The following is a 19,352-nucleotide window of genomic DNA, read 5'->3' as shown; positions in this document are numbered from 1 at the left end:
GGGACCATTAACGTTGCCGGGGGGGCCGATCCCGCCAGCGGTACACGCAACTTTGGCGTGTGGGTGGAGGGCCAGGGCACCGGACAGGCCAGTGCAGACGTCAACGGCCCGGTGAATCTGAGCGGCACGGGCGCGATTGGCGTGCACGCACGCGGCAATGCCACGGTGGAAGTAGCGGCTAACGCAATACCGACGTTCAGTAACGGCAGTAATCAAATCGCTTTCTTCGCCTATGGCCCCAATGCGCGGATTAACATAGCAGGCAACAATCCCTTCAATGTCACCACCACCAACTCGACACTGTTCCGCGTTGAGCAGGGCTCGGATTTTGACGGCACCGATCTGTCACTCACCGCATCGGGCGCGGGTTCTGTGGCGGTGAACGGCACCGGCACCGGCGGTACCGAAGTGAACACCCGCAATGCCACGCTCAACGTCAGTGGTGCAGGCGCCACTGGTGTGAATATTGAAGGCGGGGCAACGGGCACCATCGACAATGACACTACCATCAACCTCACCGGCAACAACGCGATTGGCGCGATTGTCGATGGGCAAAAGCATACGCTGGCAGGCAGTAATAGCGGTGCGCCGGTGACCAGCACGACGTTAAGTTCTGCTGCGGCACTGAATTCATCGCAAAGTGGATTGATTGGCTATCTGGCGCGCAATCGCGCACAGCTCAATAACACTGGCAACATTGCTTTCAGCGGCGCTAACGCCACTGGCATTCGCGTGGAGAGCGGTGCGACCGGTACTAACAGCGGTAACATCAGCATCAACGATGGCGGTACCGGCATTGCGGTGAACAGCAGCGGCAGCACGGCCAATACCACGGCCAACAACAGCGGCAACATCGACGTTAATGGCGGCAGCACCACCAGCCGCAGCCGGGGCGTGAGCGCCAGCGGTAGCCGGGCGATTGCTAACCTCAACAGTGGCAGCTTGAATCTTAACGGCACAGGTGCGATAGGCGCGGAAGCGCTCAACGGCGCATTGGTGAATCTCGCGACTGGCTCGACGCCTAACTTCAACAGCAGCGATCAGATTGCTTATCACGCGGCGGGCAGTGGTTCACGTATCAACTCTGCCGCCAACGCGCTGGACGTGAATACGCTGAATTCCACCGGATACCGTATTGATGATGGCGCTGGGCTGAGCTTCAGCAACCCAGCGACGCTCACCGCCAGTGCTGCCAACAGCACTGGCGTGATCGTTTCTGGCCGTGGCAGCACGCTGAACACGGCGAATGCCAGTTTCACCGCCAGTGGTCAGGGCAGCACGGCGATCCGCACTGAAGGCGGGGCCGCGACCACGCTTGATAGCGGCAGCAGCATTAATGTCAGTGGCAGTAACGCAGTCGGTGTGCTGGTCAATAATCTGCGCACCGATCTGAGCAACGCGCTGGATGGCACCTCAGCGGCCACCACCGTCACCAGCAATGGCAATCTCAACGGCGCAGGCAGCAACGCCATCGGCTTTGATGTCACCAACGGTGCCACGCTGGTCAACAACGGCACGGTAGACCTCACCGGCAGCAACAATATCGGTATCCGCTCACGCGCGGGCAGCACGCTGACCAATAACGGTACGGTCAATGTGGCGAACGGCACCGGGTTGGATGTGTCTGGCAGCGGCAGCACGCTGGCCAAAGGCGGCGTGATCAATGTCGATAACGGTGTGGCAGGCGTGCGCATCAGTGACGGCGCACAGCTGGCGTTAACCGGCAGCGATACCGTGATCACCACGCGTGGCACTGCGCACGGCATCCTGGTCGATAACGGTGCCAGCGCGCTTAGCGCCAGCGACGCCACGGTCAACGTACTGGGCAGCGGCAACGGCATCGAAAACCGCGCAGAACTCAGCAATGTTAGCCTGAGCAACCTGACGCTCAACATGGCGAATGGCAACGGGATCCGCACTGCGGTGCCGTTTGATCCGGCCTCAACGGTCACCACCAATGTCAGCGGCAGCGGTACGGGCCTGAACATCGTCAATGCGGATGGATCGACCACCAGCGGCGATTTAACACTGGGCTCCGGCTATCAATTTAATGTCACCGGCGCGGGCGGCAGCGGCATCCGCGCCAACACCACCGGCAATGTCACTACCGCCGCAGATGTCACGATCGATAATCCGGCGGGCGGATCGGCCCTGATCTCCAGCACGGCGGGCACTATCGTCAACACCGGGACGTTCACCTCCAACAGCCTGACGGCGCCGGTGGTGGATTTGCGCGGCGGTAAAACCCTCTTCGAAAACTTCGGTAACATCATCACCGTCAATCCACAAACCGTTGCAGTGGCAGGCAGCAATGCTAATGATGAAATCCTGCTGACCGAAGGGGAGGTGCGCGGCGATATCAACCCCGGCGGCGGGGCCGATGTGTTCCGCTGGACGGGCGGATCGCTTAACGGCAGCCTGACCATGGGCAATGACAATAACAATAATGCGGAGGTCAGTAAGGTGGATCTCGGCACCACCTACCACCTCACCAGCGGCAGCGGAACCGGAAACACGCTGACGTTTAATCAGATCGATTCACGTGGTGGCAGCCTGGGCGCTGACGATCTCAATAAAGGGGTAAACCTCGGCAGCGGTTGGAGCACCATCAATTTTGCCGATACCCAATGGACGCTCACTGACAACCTCAAACTGGCACACAGCACCATTAATATCGATGAGAATTCAACGCTGTATGCGGGCAACAATGTGCATCCGACGTTAGCGGGGGGCACGGCGGATTCACTCACGGTGAACAACGCCGGTATTCTCGACCTGACTAACGGCGCGGGATCGCCGGGCAACACCTTGAATATCAATGGTTCGCTGGCTTCCAGTGGCGGCCAGCTTAATCTGATCACTGACCTTAACGCAGGTGGCGCGCTGAGCAACCAGTTCACCGACCATCTCAATGTCACGGGTAATGCCACCGGCACCACGCTGGTGAATGTCAAACTGACCGACAGCAGTACCGGTGCGTTAACGGATCTGAATCGCAATGGCGGCATTGAGGGTAATGAGGGGATTTCACTGGCACAGGTCGCGGGTAATGCTGGCCCTGAGAGTTTTGCCCTTAAAGATGGTTATCTCGGCGCAGGGCCCTGGCAATACCGGCTCTACACCTTCGCACCGGGCAGTACCGATCCCAGCCAGCGTTTAGTCAGCGGCAGTGGCAACAATTACTGGGATTACCGGCTGGCGAATTATTACGTGTGTGAAGATGGCGCCAGCTGCCCATCGACCTTTATTACCGATGCGTTCGGCAGCGGGCAAAGCTACGATGCGCGTCCCGCTGTGGTGCCGCAGGTGCCTTCCTATATCTCCGCCCCGGTTGGCCTTGCTTATTACACCTCGGCGATTATCGACGATTTGCATAAGCGTCTTGGTGAGTTGCGTCATGAGCAGACACGACCGGAAGGCGATGGCGGCGAGATGTTCCTGCGTTACATCGGTTCCAACCTGAAATACAAAAGTGACCAGCGCTTCCGTGATTACGGCTATGACTTCGATCTGGATTACAGCGCGGTGCAGGTGGGGGGTAACGTGCTACGCCTCGACGGTGACAAAGACAGCCTGCGCGGTGGCTTAGCCTATACCCGAGGTAACACGCGCATCCGTCCGGATGCCGCCGACGGTTACAGCAGCACCACCTTCGATAGCGATAGCCTGGCCTTTTACGGCACCTGGCAGCGTCAGAACGGGTTTTATCTGGATGGCGTGCTGTCGTTCGACTGGCATCGTGGTGAAACCGATATCGCACGGCAAAAACAGGAAGCGAAGCTGAAGGGCCATGGCTGGACCGCCTCACTCGAGAGCGGTTATCCGTTTGCTCTCGGCGATGGCTACAAACTGGAACCGCAGGCGCAGTTGATGTACATGAAGCTGAATATGAACGATTTTACCGATGAAGACGGCAACAAGGTGCGTTACGGCGATTACAACCAGACCATCGGACGTTTGGGCGCACGGCTCGATCGCACCTGGACGGATGACAGCAACCGCCAGTACACCCCTTACCTGCGCGCCAATTACTACAAAGGTTGGGGCGGCACGGCGGACACCAACGTCTCCTCGGTGGAAAACCCGGCATTGAGCGCCACTTTCACCAGCGGCCACTTTGGTCAGATGTGGGAAGTGGGCGCAGGCGGGACCGCCACGTTGCAGAAAGATGTGTCACTGTATGCGGAGGCGGATTACCGCAAAGAGATCAGCGGCAACGGGGCCAAGGGGTGGCGCTATAACGTGGGAGTAAGGTGGCAGTTTTAAATGAGGACATTTCAAGCGTTGCCTTTAATGTCGTCATTAAAGGGCTGCGGTATTTGGACAAGTCGCGTTATATGGCGTTGTTAAACGGATACGGTATTCGGCCTGATCGCCATTAATTGCAGGATGGGCTGAGGTGCATATTGCTGTGCACCTTTCTCATCTTGCGCCTCGGCAAAACCTTGATTTCATATACTCTAAATAAAATTTTATCGATGAATTTCTGCTACAAAAAACAGGGATATTGTTCACAGTGGCTTTAATTCAGGATAAAAATTAATTCTCATCGCTAAAGACCGCTCCCTGCGCTGCCGAAAAGGTAAAAAAGTGTAATTGATTTTTTCCTTTAGCCTGCATTTTGCAAGGACAACACACATGCGGAACAACCAGCCTATCACTCAGCGTGAATTTATCTTTGATGATGACGCCACGCTGATGTCGACCACCGATCTCAGCAGCCACATAACCTATGCCAACGACGCCTTTATTGAGGTCAGCGGTTTCGAGCCGGAGGAGGTCAATGGGCAACCGCATAACATGGTGCGTCACCCGGATATGCCGCCGGAAGCGTTTGCCGACATGTGGGCCACCCTGAAACAGGGCGAACCCTGGACCGCGCTGGTGAAAAATCGTCGTAAGAACGGTGATCACTATTGGGTGCGAGCCAATGCGATTCCGGTGGTGCGCGAAGGTAAGGTGCAGGGTTACATGTCGGTACGCACCAAACCTTCCGCCGAAGAGATCCGTCAGACAGAAGCGCTGTATCGTGATTTCCGCGAAGGGCGGGCCAAAGGTCGCCGTTTCCATAAAGGGTTGCTGGTTGGCACCGGCTGGCGTCGTCTCGGATCACTGTTAAAAATTATGCCGCTGCGCTGGCGTATTCGCTCTACTTTGCTGGCCGTACTGCCGCTGTCTGTTATCGGCGTCTGGCTGCTGGGGATGGCACCGATGGCGCTGGGCGGCTTTGCCGCAGGCATGGCAGGTTTATTGCTGCTGGCGAGCCTATGGCTGGAGCAGCAGATTTCCCGTCCAATGGAGCGTATCTGCCGCCAGGCATTGAGCGTCGCCACTGGCGCCAGTCATAAGGTGGATCAGTTAGATCGTGTGGATGAAATCGGGATCACCCTGCGTGCGATCGGACAGCTCGGCCTGATGTTCCGCTGGCTGGTGGATGATGTGAGCGGCCAGGCGATCAATGTACTCAGTGCCAGCGGTGCGATAGCGCGCAGCAACGACGAATTGAGCCGTCGCACTGAGCAGGCGGCGGCCAACGTGCAGCAGACCGCCGCCACCATGAATGAAATGACCGCCACGGTGAAAAGCAACACCGATACGGCTAATGAAGTAAACAAGCTGTCAGAAAATACCAGCCACGCCGCGCTGAAAGGCGGTGAAGTGATGCAGGAGATGGTGGGGATGATGGCGGAGATCGCCGACAGTTCGAAGCGCATCGCCAATATTACCAGCGTGATTGACGGCATCGCTTTCCAGACCAACATTCTGGCGTTAAACGCCGCGGTGGAAGCGGCGCGTGCCGGTGAGCAGGGCAAAGGGTTTGCGGTGGTCGCGGGCGAGGTGCGCAGCCTGGCGCAGCGTAGCGCCAAAGCCGCCAGTGAAATCAAAACGTTGGTGGAAACCAGCGCGGGTCGCGTGCAGTCGGGCAGCAATCACGCTGATGCGGCCGGGCGCACCATGCAGGATATTGTCGACCAGGTGCAAAATGTCACGGCATTGATTGCCCAGATCAGTTCTGCCACGGCGGAACAGTCCATCGCGTTAAGTGAAGTGAGTACTGCAGTGGAAGATCTCGACGATATCACGCACCAGAATGCCGCTCGCGTGGCGGAAAGCGCCGAAGCGTCCGGGCGCATGACGCGTCAGGCGAATCGCCTGGTGGAAGCGATCAGCGTGTTTCGTTAAAGCGTCTCGCGCGCTGCCCTTAATGCGCCGGGTGGTGAGCCGACAATGCGTTTAAACGCCCGGCTAAACGCCGCCAGCGAGCCGTATCCGAGGTGGAAGGCGACGCTTTCCACCGCTTCGCCCTCATTGACGATACGTTCCACTGCCAGCCGCATGCGCAGTTCAGTGAGGTAGCGCAGCGGCGTCATGCCGGTAGCCGTTTGAAAACGGGCGGCAAACACTGAGCGTGAACTGCCCGATTCGCGTGCCAGCCGCTCCACCGTCCAGTTTTCGCCCGGCTCACGATGCATGGCTGCCATCGCCAGGCTAAGACGCGGATCGCGCAGTGCCTGCACTAATCCACTGCCTTTGCCGCAGCCGTTTTCCACCCAGCCGCGCACAATCTGTGCCGCCACCACATCCGCCAGTCGGGACAGAATCCCGGCGAAACCGGCTTTGCGCTCGCGGGTTTCACGCTCCATCGCATCGAGAATCGGCTGGATTTCCGGGTACTGCGCCAGCAAGGTACTCACCAGCATGACATCCGGCATGGTGTGTACCAGCGGCTGCATGCCGCCGAGTTCAAACGCCATGCAGGCGCTAAATAAAATGACATCGCTGTCGTCCGGGCAACCTTCGCTGCTGTCAGCGATGTCACAGACGCTGCCACAGATCGGTTTGCTGTTGAAGGTGCCAATCGGTTCACAAATGGCGTCTTCACTGGAGATCAACGCGTGCGCTTTGCCGTGCGGGATCAGCATCGCATCGCCTGCCTGCAACGGATAGATCACGCCAGACGCTGAGCGGATCATTAACGATCCACGTCCAACAAAGTGCAATTGTGCTTTGCCCGGCGCGTCATCGTATTGCAAACCAAAAGGGTTATGTAAGGCGATACGCTGATATTTCACGCCATACAGGCGCATGCCCATCAGCAGTTCACTGGTCAGATCTTCATAGCGGCTCATACGAATCCAGACGAATTATCAAAAAACAAAGTTTTTGTATCATAGATCGTCTTGCGTCATCTCACTATGCTTACAACCTGAATTTTTGTGATGGGGATCGCAAATGAGTCTGGATACTGAAGTAGTCGAAACAAGTATAGCGGTGGATAAACCCGCATGGGGCGCGGTGTTTGCCATGGCGTTTGGCGTGTTCGGCCTGATCACTGCCGAATTTCTGCCAGTGAGCTTGCTGACACCGATTGCCGACTCGCTGCAGGTGAGCGAAGGGCAAGCGGGCCAAACGGTGACCGTGACTGCGCTGGTGGCATTGCTCACCAGTCTGGTGGTCGGCAACCTTACGCGTCGTCTCGATCGTCGCGTCGTGATGCTGGCCTTTACGCTGCTGCTGATTGCCTCGGCGCTGCTGGTGGCCTTTGCAGAAAATCTGCCAATGATCCTGCTGGCGCGTGTGCTGCTCGGCATGGCGATTGGCGGCTTCTGGACGCTTTCCACTGTGATTACCATGCGGCTGGTACCCAGCGATCAGGTGCCAAAGGCGCTGTCGATAGTGTTTAGCGGCATTTCGCTGGCGACCATCATTGCCGCACCGTTGGGCAGTTACCTCGGCGGCATTATTGGCTGGCGTAATATCTTCCTGCTGACCGGTGCATTGGGCATGCTGGCGCTGTTCTGGCAGTTCTTCACACTGCCTGCGATGCCACCAGAGAATAAAGCGCGCAGCGGCGGCGTGCTGGATCTGCTGCGTAACGGCTTGATGCGCTGGGGCATGCTGGCGGTGATCATGATGTTCACCGGTCACTTTGCCTTCTTTACCTATCTGCGTCCGTTCCTGGAAAGCAGCGCTCAGCTCAATATCAATCAGCTGTCGCTGGTTCTGCTGGCGTTTGGCGTGGCGAACTTCTTCGGCACCTCACTGGCGGGTTACCTGGTGACGCGCAGCGTGTCGCTGACGCTGACCGGTATGGCGCTGGTAATGAGTGTGACGGCGGTGGTGCTGGTGAGTTTTGGCAATCTGCCGTGGCTGGTCGGTGCCGGCGTGGCGATGTGGGGCCTGGCATTCGGTTCGATGCCGACCGGCTGGTCAACGTGGATCTCCCGTGCGGTGCCGGATGATGCGGAATCCGGCGGCGGTTTGCTGGTGGCGACCATTCAGTTGGCGATCACCGCAGGTGCTGCGGCCGGTGGCTGGATGTTTGATTTCAACGGCGCGGGCGGTGTGTTCCTCGCCAGCGGCGTGCTGATGCTGCTCGCGGCTATCACTATTTTCACCCGCGTTCGTCATCACGGTTAAATAGCTTGCTGTGTCAGGGTCGCCATCAGCGTCGATCCTATAAAAAGCTCACATACCTGTAGGTCGCCATTGATGGCGACCTTTCTTTTTTCTGGCAAACCACGCAGACATAAATCCTGCACCACTCTAAAAACCCAGTTTTTTAACCCTTTGCACACAGGTTAATCCAAATGTGCTTTTTATGTTCAAATTAATCGAATAACTACGGCAAATCTCTCTGCTTTTTTGTGATCGAATTCACGCCTATTATTTATCTCAACAAGGCGATGACGCCTTATCCGATAAAAAATCATTGAGGAATTGACCATGAAATCTATCAAAACTTTTGCTGCTGTTATCGCTCTCTCTGCTCTGCCATTCGCCAGCTTCGCGCAAAGCGTCACCGCATGTGCTTCAACGCTGGATGGTGCAGAAGCGCAAATCGCTGCTCAGGCGCACAAAGCTGGTGCTTCCTATAAAGTGACTGAAGCCAATTTCAACAACGGCGTGCACATGACTGCTGAGTTGATCAAATAAGTCTGCATTAACGATCTGTGCTGACAGGGTGCCTTAGGGCGCCCTGGCGGCGTTGGTAACTGCATAAAATTCTGTTACTTTCCTACCTAAATGATTACTATTCTCAAAAACTAACATCCTTCGTCGGCTCGCCTTGGGCTGTCATTCTGAAATTGGTTGCATTGTCGGGCTTTCACTTCACTGCCATGAGGCGGTGGATTTGCTATGGAGAAGTTATGAAAGCGATTAAAACAACATGGGCGTTGCGTCCATTGCTGCTGGCAACGGCGCTGTTATCTTCCTCTGCGGTACTGGCAGCGGAGTCTCAGCCGCTGAACCGGGTGATTTCCAAAGGTGCTTACGAACTGGCGTTCAGCAACAGCGATAACGCGCTGTTCCTCGCCACGGCGCAAAACGCCAGCACCAAAGGCGGCACCGTTTATCGTCTCGATCCGCAGGATCTGTCGGTGAAGCAGACCATCAATACCGATCTGCCGACCTTTGGCGCCGCCATCAACCAGAAAACCAACACGCTGTTCTTTGGTAATACACGCGATGCGGCACTGACCTCGGTCGATGCCAGCAGCGGTAAAGTACTGAACTCGCTGGTGCTGGATGCGCGTCAGCGCAGCGAAACCGTCCGTCCACTGCAGCCGCGTGAAGTGGTTGCGGATGCGGCCACCGACCGCGTGTATGTCACCGGCCTCGGTGAGCAGAGCGTGGTGTGGGTTGTGGATGGCAAAACCCTGAAGCTGGTTAGCACCGTACCGAACACCGGTAAAATGGGTACTGGCCTGGCCATCGATTCTGCGGCACAGAAGTTGTACGTAACCAACGCCGATGGCGAACTGGTGACCATCAATACGCGCCTGAACGCGATTGAAAAACGTCAGAAAATCGATGGCGACAAAGACCACTTCTTCCTGAATATCGCGCTGGATACCCAGGGCCATCGCATCTTCCTGAGCGACTCTAAACAGCCTCAGGTGCTGGTGCTGGATTCCCGCACTCAGCAGGTGATTCATAAGATTGATGTGCCAGAATCGCTGGCGGTGCTGTTCAATGCCGACCGCAACGAGCTGTATGTGACGCACCGTAAAGCCGGCGAGATCAGCATCATCGACGCCAGCTCTTATAAAGTGAAGCGCACGGTGAAAGCACCGGGCCTGCCAAACAGCCTGGCGCTGTCAGCAGACGGTAAAGCGCTGTTTGTTAGCATCAAGCAGCCGGGCACCCGTAAAGAGCCACCAAAAAACCCGGATAGCGTCCTGCGCATCGCGCTGTAAGCGGCAGTTATCTGAAACTCAAGGGCGGCGTGTGCCGCCCTTTGCATTTCCGCACTTTCCTTCCCCGCTCGCCCCGCGATATACGCTACCTTTTACCTCGACAACACCAATGGAGAGGAAGCAATGAGCCAGTTTTTTATGCATGAGAAAAACGATCTGGTGAACGAAGCCATCGAAGGGGTTTTGCTGAGCACGCCCTGGCATAACCTGAGCCGTCTCGATCTCGGAGATGAGATCCGCGTGGTGGTGCGCACAGATTGGGATAAGAGCAAAGTGGCGCTGATCTCCGGCGGCGGATCGGGCCATGAACCGGCGCACGCCGGTTTTGTCGGCAAAGGCATGCTCACGGCGGCGGTATGCGGCGATATCTTTGCCTCACCGAGCGTCGATGCGGTGCTCAATGCCATCATCAATGTCACGGGCGATGCAGGTTGTCTGCTGATTGTGAAGAACTACACTGGCGACCGATTGAACTTCGGGCTGGCGGCGGAGAAAGCGAAAAATCTCGGCTACAACGTCGAGTTGGTAATGGTGCAGGACGATATTGCGCTGCCCGAAAATCCTCAACCGCGCGGCATCGCTGGAACCGTGCTGGTGCATAAGATCGCCGGTTTTGCTGCCGAGCAGGGGCAATCGCTGGATGAAGTCAAAGCGCTGGCGCAGCGTGCCATCGACGCCACCTCATCGATTGGGCTGGCGTTTGCGACCTGCCATATCCCAGGCGAAAAGCGTGATGAACGTGTCGAAGCGGGCCACAGCGAGCTGGGCATGGGCATCCACGGCGAACCGGGCGTGGTGACACTGGATACCCAAAACAGTCGAAAAATCAGCAGTATTATGACCGATAAGCTGGCGCAGTCGCTGCCAGACGGCAAACAGGCGCTGCTGTTGATCAACAACCTCGGCGGCTTCTCCCAGCTGGAGCTGGCGGTGTTGACGCGCGAAGTATTGCAATCGCCACTGGCGGCGCGGGTTACCCACCTTATCGGTCCGGCAACCCTGGTCAGCGCTTTAGATATGAAAGGCTTCTCGCTGTCATTGCTGGCGCTGGAGGAACCCTTCCTTGAGGCACTCAATGCGCCGGTGCAGGTGCTGGGCTGGGTACCGGTCTATGATTTTGCACCGATCAGTTTGCAGAGCGCGGAAAAAGTCGGCAGCGTGCTGGATTTCGATCCGTCCGACAACGCTGAAGTGGCAAAACATGTCGAGCGCGTGACGCAGACGTTGATCGATCTGGAAAGCGAACTCAACGCGCTGGATGCCAAAGTCGGCGACGGCGATACCGGCTCAACCTTTGCTGCGGGTGCGAAGAAGATTCAACGCGGCCTGCGTGACAAGCAGTTGCCGCTGGATGAGTTGCCGACCTTAATGGCGATGATCGGTGAGCAACTGGCGACGGTGATGGGCGGTTCAAGCGGCGTACTGATGTCGATTCTGTTCACCAGCGCCGGGCAAAAACTGGAAGAGGGCAGCGCACTGCCGCAGGCATTAATGCATGGTCTGGAGCGCATGAAGCATTACGGTGGCGCGCAGCCGGGGCATCGTACGTTAGTGGATGCGCTGCAACCGGCGCTGGAGGCGTTAGTGGCGGGTGAGTCACTGGCCGCTGCGGCGAAAGCCGCTCAGCAAGGCGCGGATGCCACGGCAAAAATGCAGAATGCCAAAGCGGGACGTTCGGCTTATCTGAACCAACAAAGTCTGGATGGAGTGAAAGATCCGGGTGCGTATGCGGTTGAGAAGGTGTTTACGGTGTTAGCAGGCTGATGGCAGCTGATTGATGAGAAGGGTAGCGGCGCGATTTATCGCGCACACCTGAAGCGATATAACCGCTGACAGATGCGCAATAAATAACGCCGCTACAACAACCTTACTCCGCCGACTCGCGCATCATCTCTTGATGCGGGATATCCGACAGAATCTGCTCGAAACTGCGCAGACGTTTGTAGATCGACATCAGTTCGACCAGTGTTGACCAGGAGGAGATCAGATACTGGAACGATGAGCGCACCTGGTCAAACACGTTAGTAATCTGGTTGAGCAAACCGAGTGTGATGGTCCCGGCAACAATCGACGGAAACAGCAGGAACAGCCCAAACACGTTATCGACCTGCAGATAGAGAATGCGGGTGATGTTGAAATAGAGATAGTGGAAATAGAGTCGGAAATAGTTAAAGCGCACGCGGCTAAACAGCTCATTCACCGTCGGCGGTGACGCGCGATCGGCGTTGTCTTCGCCATACACCAGCTCTTTACGATAGGCCGCTTCCACACGTTGATTGCGGAACTCCAGCCCTGGCAGCTTAATCCCGACGATTGCCAGCAGTCCGGTACCAAACACCGACCACAGCACCGCCGCAATCACCAACGCATACGGGATATTGCCCAACAGCGGGATATCTTTCACGTGATGTGACAGGGTGATCAACACCGGCAGGAACGCTACCAGCGTCATGATCGCCTGAATAAAACTTACGCCCCAATCTTCCAACGTGCTGGCAAATCGCATGGTGTCTTCCTGCACACGCTGAGCGGCACCTTCCACATGGCGCAGGCGCTGCCAGTTATGCATGTAGTAATTGTTCATCGCGGTGCGCCAGCGGAACACCCAGTGGCTGATAAAGAATGAGTTCATCACGCCAATCACCACCGCAATCAATGCGATACCTAAAAAGGCAAGAACCTGCCGGTAAAATTCAGCAATCTGCACCGATCCGGCTTTGGTTAAGGCTTTTTGAATCAAGTCATAGAATGGACCATACCAGGCATTGACCGCTACGCCGACCTGCACACCAAACCAGGTGACAAAGATGATCAATGCTGCGCCCCACACTGACCAGCGCTGCCACGGATGGTTATCGATCACCTTCCATGCAAGGGCGAAAATCGCTGCGACGATCCAGTAATAGGCATAAAACCATAGTTGGCTCGCATGAATAAAGCGGCTGGCATTGGTTGGCAATGGCTGCTGCATTGCGGCCTGTAGCGCAGGCCAGCGTGCTGGAAAATCATTGAAAAAGCCAAACCAGGCAAAAATCGCAATCAAACTCCAAATCGCGGCCGAGCTGAAAAACAGCGCTGGCCGCGGAAAATAGGACTTAAACATAGGCACTCCGCTGTTGTGTGTACTCTTTTATACCGCGTCAGACAGTGCTTTGTCTGTTGTGGGTTGTATCTGACGATGACAGCATCGCTGCTGCGATGTAAAGCGACACCATGACTTGTTAAGTATTTTGTGCGCATTTGTTTCGAGAAACTAAATTAATAACAGTTGTGGTGTTACACTATGCGCACTGTTACCGGTAACAGTGACGCTGTATCCCTTAAGCCACAACTAAAAAAACAATACAACGCAACGAGTTAACTTTCATACCGCATTCATGTGGTAATGAGGCAATGTCATGTCAGAACAAAAAAATGGTCACAGTCGCAGGGATTTTCTGCTGAGAACCATCACCCTGGCGCCAGCCATGGCCGTTGGCGGTTCGGCAATGGGCGCGTTAGTGGTGCCGATGGCCGCAGGAGCAGCAGAGCAACCCGTCGCACCTCAACAAGCACGCGCTTATCAGCCAAGCTGGTTTACGGCGGAAGAGTTCGCTTTTATCACTGCGGCAGTGGCGCGCCTGATCCCCAATGATGAACGCGGGCCTGGCGCACTGGAAGCCGGTGTGCCGGAGTTTATCGATCGTCAGATGAACACGCCGTATGCCACCGGCAGCAACTGGTATATGCAAGGGCCGTTCAATCCCGATCTGCCTAAAGAGCTGGGTTATCAGTCTCCGCTGGTGCCGCAGCAGATTTATCGTCTGGGTCTGGCCGATGCCGATGGCTGGAGCAAAAAGCAGCACGGCAAAGTGTTCGCTGAGCTAACCGGCGAACAGCAGGACGCACTGCTGACCACGTTTGAGAGCGGTGAGGCACAGTTCCCGCAGCTCAATAGCAAAACCTTCTTTTCCTTCCTGCTGCAGAACACCCGCGAGGGTTACTTCAGCGATCCGATCCACGGTGGAAATCAGGGCATGGTGGGCTGGAAGCTGATTGGCTTCCCTGGCGCTCGTGCCGACTTTATGGATTGGGTGGAGCGCGGTGAACGTTATCCGTTCCCGTCAGTGGATATTCGCGGGGAGAGGGCGTAACCGTGGCAAATGAATTGAAAAAAGTAGACGCGGTGGTGGTGGGTTTCGGCTGGGCCGGAGCCATCATGGCGAAAGAGCTGACCGAAGCCGGTCTGACGGTGGTGGCGCTGGAGCGCGGTCCACATCGTGATACCTATCCTGATGGATCCTATCCGCAGTCGATTGATGAACTGACCTATAACATCCGTAAAAAGCTGTTCCAGGATCTGTCGAAAAGCACCGTGACCATCCGTCACGATGCCTCGCAAACTGCAGTGCCGTATCGTCAGCTGGCGGCGTTTTTGCCGGGCACCGGCACCGGCGGTGCAGGTCTGCACTGGTCAGGCGTGCATTTCCGTGTCGATCCGGTGGAGCTGAACCTGCGCAGCCACTACGAGCAGCGCTACGGCAAAAACTTCATCCCGGAAGGCATGACCATTCAGGATTTCGGCGTCAGCTATGATGAGCTGGAGCCGTTCTTTGATCAGGCTGAGAAAGTGTTTGGCACTTCCGGCAGCGCCTGGTCGATCAAAGGCCAGCTGCAGGGCAAAGAGAAAGGGGGTAACCCTTACGCGCCGGATCGTTCCAGTGCTTTCCCACTGCCTGCGCAGAAGCGTACTTACTCGGCACAGCTGTTTGCCCAGGCTGCTGAATCAGTGGGTTATCATCCCTATGATATGCCGTCAGCCAACACCTCTGGCCCGTATACCAACACCTATGGTGCGCAGATGGGGCCGTGCAACTTCTGCGGTTACTGCAGCGGTTATGCCTGCTACATGTACTCCAAAGCTTCGCCGAACGTGAATATTCTGCCCGCGCTGCGTCAGGAGCCGAAGTTCGAACTGCGTAACAACTCCTACGTGCTGCGCGTCAATCTGACCGATGACAAGAAGCGCGCCACCGGCGTGACCTATCTGGATGGCCAGGGGCGTGAAGTGGTGCAGCCAGCGGATCTGGTGATCCTGTCTGCGTTCCAGTTCCACAACGTGCATCTGATGCTGTTGTCAGGCATCGGCAAACCGTACAACCCGATCAGCAACGAAGGTGTGGTGGGCCGTAACTTCGCCTATCAGAACATCTCGACCCTGAAAGCGCTGTTCGACAAAAACACCACCACCAACCCGTTTATTGGTGCGGGCGGTGCGGGCGTGGCAGTGGATGACTTCAACGCAGACAACTTCGACCACGGCCCACATGGTTTTGTTGGCGGCTCCCCGTTCTGGGTGAACCAGGCGGGTACCAAACCGATCTCCGGTTTGCCGACGCCGAAAGGCACGCCAAACTGGGGCAGCCAGTGGAAAGCCGCTGTGGCTGATACCTATAACCATCATATTTCGATGGATGCGCACGGCGCGCACCAGTCGTATCGCGCCAACTATCTCGATCTCGATCCGAACTACAAAGATGTCTATGGCCAGCCGCTGCTGCGCATGACCTTTGACTGGCAGGACAACGACATCAAGATGGCGCAGTTTATGGTCGGCAAGATGCGCAAGATCACCGAAGCGATGAACCCGAAAATGATCATCGGCGGCGCCAAAGGACCAGGCTCTCACTTCGATACCACCGTGTACCAGACCACGCATATGAGCGGCGGTGCGATCATGGGTGAAGATCCGAAAACCAGTGCGGTGAACCGTTATCTGCAGAGCTGGGATGTGCCTAACGTGTTTGTGCCAGGTGCCTCTGCGTTCCCGCAGGGCCTCGGCTATAACCCAACCGGCATGGTGGCGGCGCTGAGCTATTGGTCAGCTAAAGCTATCCGCGAACAGTATCTGAAGAACCCCGGCCCCCTGGTTCAGGCATAAGGAACACGGCGATGATCAAAAGCATTTTGGCCCTGTTTCTGGGCACGATGACGTTCGCCGCAGTGGCGGACGAAGCAGGTTCGGACGCTCTGGTGAAGCGCGGTGAGTATCTGGCACGCGCGGGTGACTGCGTGGCGTGCCACAGCACCGCAGGCGGCAAGCCGTTTGCCGGTGGCTTACCGATGGCGACGCCAATTGGCACCATTTACTCCACTAACATCACCCCGGATAAAACCACCGGTATTGGTGACTACAGCTACGACGATTTCCAGAAAGCGGTGCGTCATGGCGTGGCGAAAAATGGCGAGACGCTCTATCCGGCGATGCCTTATCCGTCCTACGCGGTGGTCAGCGATGACGACATGCAGGCGCTGTATGCCTACTTTATGCATGGCGTGCAGCCGGTGTCTCAAGCTAACAAAGACAGCGACATTCCCTGGCCGTTGTCGATGCGCTGGCCGCTCTCCATCTGGCGTGGCATCTTCGCGCCAGACGTGAAAGCGTTCCAGCCAGCCGCGCAGGAAGATCCGGCGCTAGCGCGTGGTCGCTATCTGGTGGAAGGTCTGGGTCACTGCGGTGCCTGCCATACACCGCGTAGCATCACCATGCAGGAAAAAGCGCTGACCAACGGCGAAGGCAATGATTACCTGTCAGGTAGCAGCGCACCGATTGATGGCTGGACCGCCAGCAATCTGCGCGGTGACAACCGTGATGGTTTAGGCCGCTGGAGCGAAGACGACCTGAAGCAGTTCCTGCGCTTTGGCCGCAACGATCACACCGCCGTATTTGGTGGCATGACCGACGTGGTGCAGCACAGCCTGCAGTATCTCAACGATGAAGATATCAGCGCGATTGCCAAATATCTGAAGTCGCTGGGCGCGAAGGACGCTAGCCAGACGGTGTTCACGCAGGATGATGCGGTCGCCAAAGCGTTGTGGAAGGGCGATGACAGCCAGCCAGGTGCTTCGGTGTATGTCGATAGCTGTGCGGCCTGTCATAAGACCGACGGCAGCGGTTATCAACGTTTCTACCCGGCACTGCGCGGCAATCCGGTCGTCATGGCGGACGATCCAACCTCGCTGATCCACATCGTGCTGGTGGGCGGTACCTTGCCTGGCGTGCAGGGCGCCCCGTCAGCCATCACCATGCCGGCATTCGGTTGGCGTCTGAACGACAACCAGGTGGCAGATGTGGTGAACTTTATCCGTGGCAGCTGGGGTAATGGCGTGAAGTCGACGGTGACGGCGAAGGATGTGGCGAAGCTGCGTAAAGACGAGGCAGTCGAGTCGAAGCAGGGCAGCGCGGACATTAAGGTGCTGGAAGGGCAGTAAGCCAACACTGCGTTTTAAAGCACGATAAATCGCGTCGCACCAGATCGTACTGATCTGGTCGCGGCGCAATTTATTGCGCAGTATTCAGATATTCTCCAAATCTAAACCTGAAAAACCGCCCCCAATCCCTGTAGGGTGCGCATCCATGCGCATCGTTTCACTGAATTCACTGACCCCATGAAGCATTTATGCATACCGTTGCAATCATTGTGTTCCACACCCCTCAAATTTAAATCCCTACAAGCCTTGTCTCATTTTTCATCCCTCTCGTTGCAAGGCCATCGTTAAGCGCACATAATTCCGGTTTATGAATTTATAAAATTTACCTAATTTATAAACCAACGGAGGTCAGTGTGTTTGGAGAACGTTTATTGCGCGCGCGCTCCGCTGCGGGCTTATCCATGAAGCAGCTGGCTGAGAAAGCGGGCGTCAGCGCTAACATGATCAAGAAATACGAGCATAACGAAAGTATGCCGGGATCTGCCGTGCTGGTGAAAATGTCGCGTGCGCTAGGTGTGCGTAACGAATATTTCTTCCGCCCGACGACGGTTGCACTGAAAAATATTGAGTACCGTAAACGCCAAACGCTATCAGCCAAAATGTTGGCGCAGATCCATGCGGATGTGATTGATCAGGCAGAACGGTGGCTTGAACTTGCCAATCTGTGGCCTAACTTTCCTGTTCCAATTTTTGCTCAACCTCAGCTGCCTGCTGGGCAGGTTGAGAACTATGAGCAGATTGAAACGATTACCGAACACCTTCGGCTGCAGTGGGGACTTGGCCAGCAGCCGATCACGCACTTGATTGGTGTGCTGGAAAGCCATGGGATTCTGGTGATCGTCACGGATGTCGATCACTCAGACAAGTTTGATGGTTGTCAGGCGATGATTGACGCCATACCCGTTATCGTTATTTCTGCTAAATGGCCCGGCGATCGCCAGCGATTTACCCTGGCGCATGAACTCGGGCATTTGATTTTACAGGGGCGCCTTGCCTCTCATCTTGATGAAGAGAGAGCCTGTCATCGCTTTGCGGGGGCTTTGCTTTTCCCTGCAAGTGCTGTGTTTCAGCACTTTGGTCACCGCCGTGCTCGTCTTGAGGTGCAAGAGCTATACCTGCAAAAAATGGATTATGGTCTGAGCATGCTGGCCTGTGTTTACCGCGCTGCCAATCTGAGCGTGATAACTGAGGGCAAACGCAAAGATCTGATCATGATGTTCTCTGCGCGCAAATGGCGAAAGCAGGAACCTGGTGAACAGGTCGCATGTGAGAGCACCACGCTTTTTCCACAGTTAATTTATCGCGCATTAGGCGAAGGGATCATCAGTGAAGGTAAAGCGGCTGAGCTGATGGGCGTCTCATTAGTCGCCTTTCACCGCGAGCGGCAGTTGGGGTGGTCGGATGATCATTCTCATCAGTGATGCCAATATTTTAATTGATATGGAAGAGGGCGATTTGTTAGATGCGCTCTTCGAATTGCCCTACCAATTTACCGTGCCTGATTTACTCTATTTTGATGAGCTTGAAACCCACCATGCCGACTTGCTTGATAAAGGATTGGTACTTGGCGAATTAAGCTCAACCACTATGACTTACGCCATAAAACTCATTGAGCGTGTGCGTGGGCCCAGCCGAAATGATTGTTTTGCGTTAGCCCTGGCTAAACAGGAAATCTGTCCGCTATTAACCGGTGACAGAGCGCTCAATCGAGTTGCCAGAGAAGAGGGTATAGACGTTCGTGGAACGCTTTGGGTTGTGGAAGAAATGATTGAACACCAGATCATTACAGTGGATGGCGCACGCCGGGCTTATTGTCAGATGCGAGACAGTGGCAGGCGCTTGCCATGGGATATTGCCTTCGCGCAGTTAGACAAATTCGCGAAATAGTGGGCGGCTTAT

At 56.0% G+C, this 19,352-nt stretch carries 13 protein-coding genes; 11 read left to right on the top strand and 2 right to left on the bottom strand.

Annotated elements, in window-relative coordinates; translation table 11 throughout:
• Together H7A81_RS08475 and H7A81_RS08470 are read left to right on the top strand one after the other, a co-directional pair.
• Positions 1 to 4,266 (top strand): autotransporter outer membrane beta-barrel domain-containing protein (locus tag H7A81_RS08475; protein WP_182057239.1); only part of this gene is annotated, 4,266 nt, incomplete at its 5' end.
• 372 nt (positions 4,267 to 4,638) lie between these two features.
• Positions 4,639 to 6,183 (top strand): PAS domain-containing methyl-accepting chemotaxis protein, encoded by a 1,545-nt coding sequence (locus H7A81_RS08470; RefSeq protein WP_182057238.1) that lies wholly within the window; start codon positions 4,639 to 4,641, stop codon positions 6,181 to 6,183.
• Here the strand turns inward: H7A81_RS08470 and H7A81_RS08465 are convergent.
• Positions 6,180 to 7,130: an AraC family transcriptional regulator gene (locus tag H7A81_RS08465; protein WP_097118970.1), complete on the bottom strand. Its 951-nt coding sequence runs from the start codon at positions 7,128 to 7,130 to the stop codon at positions 6,180 to 6,182. The two genes, H7A81_RS08470 and H7A81_RS08465, sit on opposite strands and share 4 nt — an antisense overlap.
• Positions 7,131 to 7,233: 103 nt before the next feature.
• Between H7A81_RS08465 and H7A81_RS08460 the strand changes: the two genes are divergently transcribed.
• The 4 genes from H7A81_RS08460 to H7A81_RS08445 all read left to right on the top strand — a co-directional run bounded on the left by H7A81_RS08460 (position 7,234) and on the right by H7A81_RS08445 (position 11,966).
• Positions 7,234 to 8,421 (top strand): MFS transporter, encoded by a 1,188-nt coding sequence (locus tag H7A81_RS08460; protein ID WP_182057237.1) that lies wholly within the window; start codon positions 7,234 to 7,236, stop codon positions 8,419 to 8,421.
• 306 nt (positions 8,422 to 8,727) lie between these two features.
• Positions 8,728 to 8,937, top strand: coding sequence for a DUF1471 domain-containing protein (locus tag H7A81_RS08455; RefSeq protein WP_034826853.1), 210 nt, complete (start codon positions 8,728 to 8,730; stop codon positions 8,935 to 8,937).
• A gap of 215 nt (positions 8,938 to 9,152) precedes the next feature.
• On the top strand, positions 9,153 to 10,202 hold the full coding sequence (locus H7A81_RS08450) for a YncE family protein (protein WP_166933880.1): 1,050 nt from the start codon (positions 9,153 to 9,155) through the stop codon (positions 10,200 to 10,202).
• A gap of 123 nt (positions 10,203 to 10,325) precedes the next feature.
• Entirely contained in the window at positions 10,326 to 11,966 is a 1,641-nt protein-coding gene (locus tag H7A81_RS08445; protein WP_182057236.1) for a dihydroxyacetone kinase subunit DhaK, read from the top strand.
• Between the two features lie 103 nt (positions 11,967 to 12,069).
• Here the strand turns inward: H7A81_RS08445 and sbmA are convergent, their stop codons facing one another.
• Positions 12,070 to 13,305: a peptide antibiotic transporter SbmA gene (gene sbmA, locus H7A81_RS08440; protein WP_182057235.1), complete on the bottom strand. Its 1,236-nt coding sequence runs from the start codon at positions 13,303 to 13,305 to the stop codon at positions 12,070 to 12,072.
• Between the two features lie 295 nt (positions 13,306 to 13,600).
• Between sbmA and H7A81_RS08435 the strand changes: the two genes are divergently transcribed.
• From H7A81_RS08435 to H7A81_RS08415, 5 genes are all read left to right on the top strand, one after another.
• On the top strand, positions 13,601 to 14,335 hold the full coding sequence (locus tag H7A81_RS08435; protein WP_058962216.1) for a gluconate 2-dehydrogenase subunit 3 family protein: 735 nt from the start codon (positions 13,601 to 13,603) through the stop codon (positions 14,333 to 14,335).
• A gap of 2 nt (positions 14,336 to 14,337) precedes the next feature.
• Positions 14,338 to 16,122 (top strand): GMC family oxidoreductase, encoded by a 1,785-nt coding sequence (locus H7A81_RS08430; protein ID WP_058962217.1) that lies wholly within the window; start codon positions 14,338 to 14,340, stop codon positions 16,120 to 16,122.
• An 11-nt stretch (positions 16,123 to 16,133) separates the two neighbouring features.
• Positions 16,134 to 17,453, top strand: a complete 1,320-nt coding sequence (locus H7A81_RS08425) for a cytochrome c (RefSeq protein WP_182057234.1) — start codon at positions 16,134 to 16,136, stop codon at positions 17,451 to 17,453.
• A gap of 353 nt (positions 17,454 to 17,806) precedes the next feature.
• Positions 17,807 to 18,874 carry an XRE family transcriptional regulator gene (locus H7A81_RS08420; RefSeq protein ID WP_034826827.1) on the top strand — a complete coding sequence of 356 codons (1,068 nt, stop codon included), beginning with the start codon at positions 17,807 to 17,809 and terminating at the stop codon, positions 18,872 to 18,874.
• Positions 18,855 to 19,340: a PIN domain-containing protein gene (locus tag H7A81_RS08415; RefSeq protein ID WP_182057233.1), complete on the top strand. Its 486-nt coding sequence runs from the start codon at positions 18,855 to 18,857 to the stop codon at positions 19,338 to 19,340. The genes H7A81_RS08420 and H7A81_RS08415 overlap by 20 nt, the downstream gene beginning before the upstream one ends.
• Positions 19,341 to 19,352: the final 12 nt, after the last annotated feature.

Source organism: Pantoea sp. ME81, from assembly GCF_903970985.1.
Classification (GTDB): Bacteria; Pseudomonadota; Gammaproteobacteria; order Enterobacterales; family Enterobacteriaceae; genus Pantoea; species Pantoea communis.
This window is presented reverse-complemented; position numbering and strand designations above follow the sequence as displayed.

What these genes read in the sequence shown, in the direction of transcription:
- H7A81_RS08470 (WP_182057238.1), top strand. Translation starts at nt 4,639, where the DNA reads ATGCGGAACAACCAGCCTATCACTCAGCGTGAATTTATCTTTGATGAT.
- H7A81_RS08465 (WP_097118970.1), bottom strand. Translation starts at nt 7,130, where the DNA reads ATGAGCCGCTATGAAGATCTGACCAGTGAACTGCTGATGGGCATGCGC.
- H7A81_RS08460 (WP_182057237.1), top strand. Translation starts at nt 7,234, where the DNA reads ATGAGTCTGGATACTGAAGTAGTCGAAACAAGTATAGCGGTGGATAAA.
- H7A81_RS08455 (WP_034826853.1), top strand. Translation starts at nt 8,728, where the DNA reads ATGAAATCTATCAAAACTTTTGCTGCTGTTATCGCTCTCTCTGCTCTG.
- H7A81_RS08450 (WP_166933880.1), top strand. Translation starts at nt 9,153, where the DNA reads ATGAAAGCGATTAAAACAACATGGGCGTTGCGTCCATTGCTGCTGGCA.
- H7A81_RS08445 (WP_182057236.1), top strand. Translation starts at nt 10,326, where the DNA reads ATGAGCCAGTTTTTTATGCATGAGAAAAACGATCTGGTGAACGAAGCC.
- sbmA (WP_182057235.1), bottom strand. Translation starts at nt 13,305, where the DNA reads ATGTTTAAGTCCTATTTTCCGCGGCCAGCGCTGTTTTTCAGCTCGGCC.
- H7A81_RS08435 (WP_058962216.1), top strand. Translation starts at nt 13,601, where the DNA reads ATGTCAGAACAAAAAAATGGTCACAGTCGCAGGGATTTTCTGCTGAGA.
- H7A81_RS08425 (WP_182057234.1), top strand. Translation starts at nt 16,134, where the DNA reads ATGATCAAAAGCATTTTGGCCCTGTTTCTGGGCACGATGACGTTCGCC.
- H7A81_RS08415 (WP_182057233.1), top strand. Translation starts at nt 18,855, where the DNA reads ATGATCATTCTCATCAGTGATGCCAATATTTTAATTGATATGGAAGAG.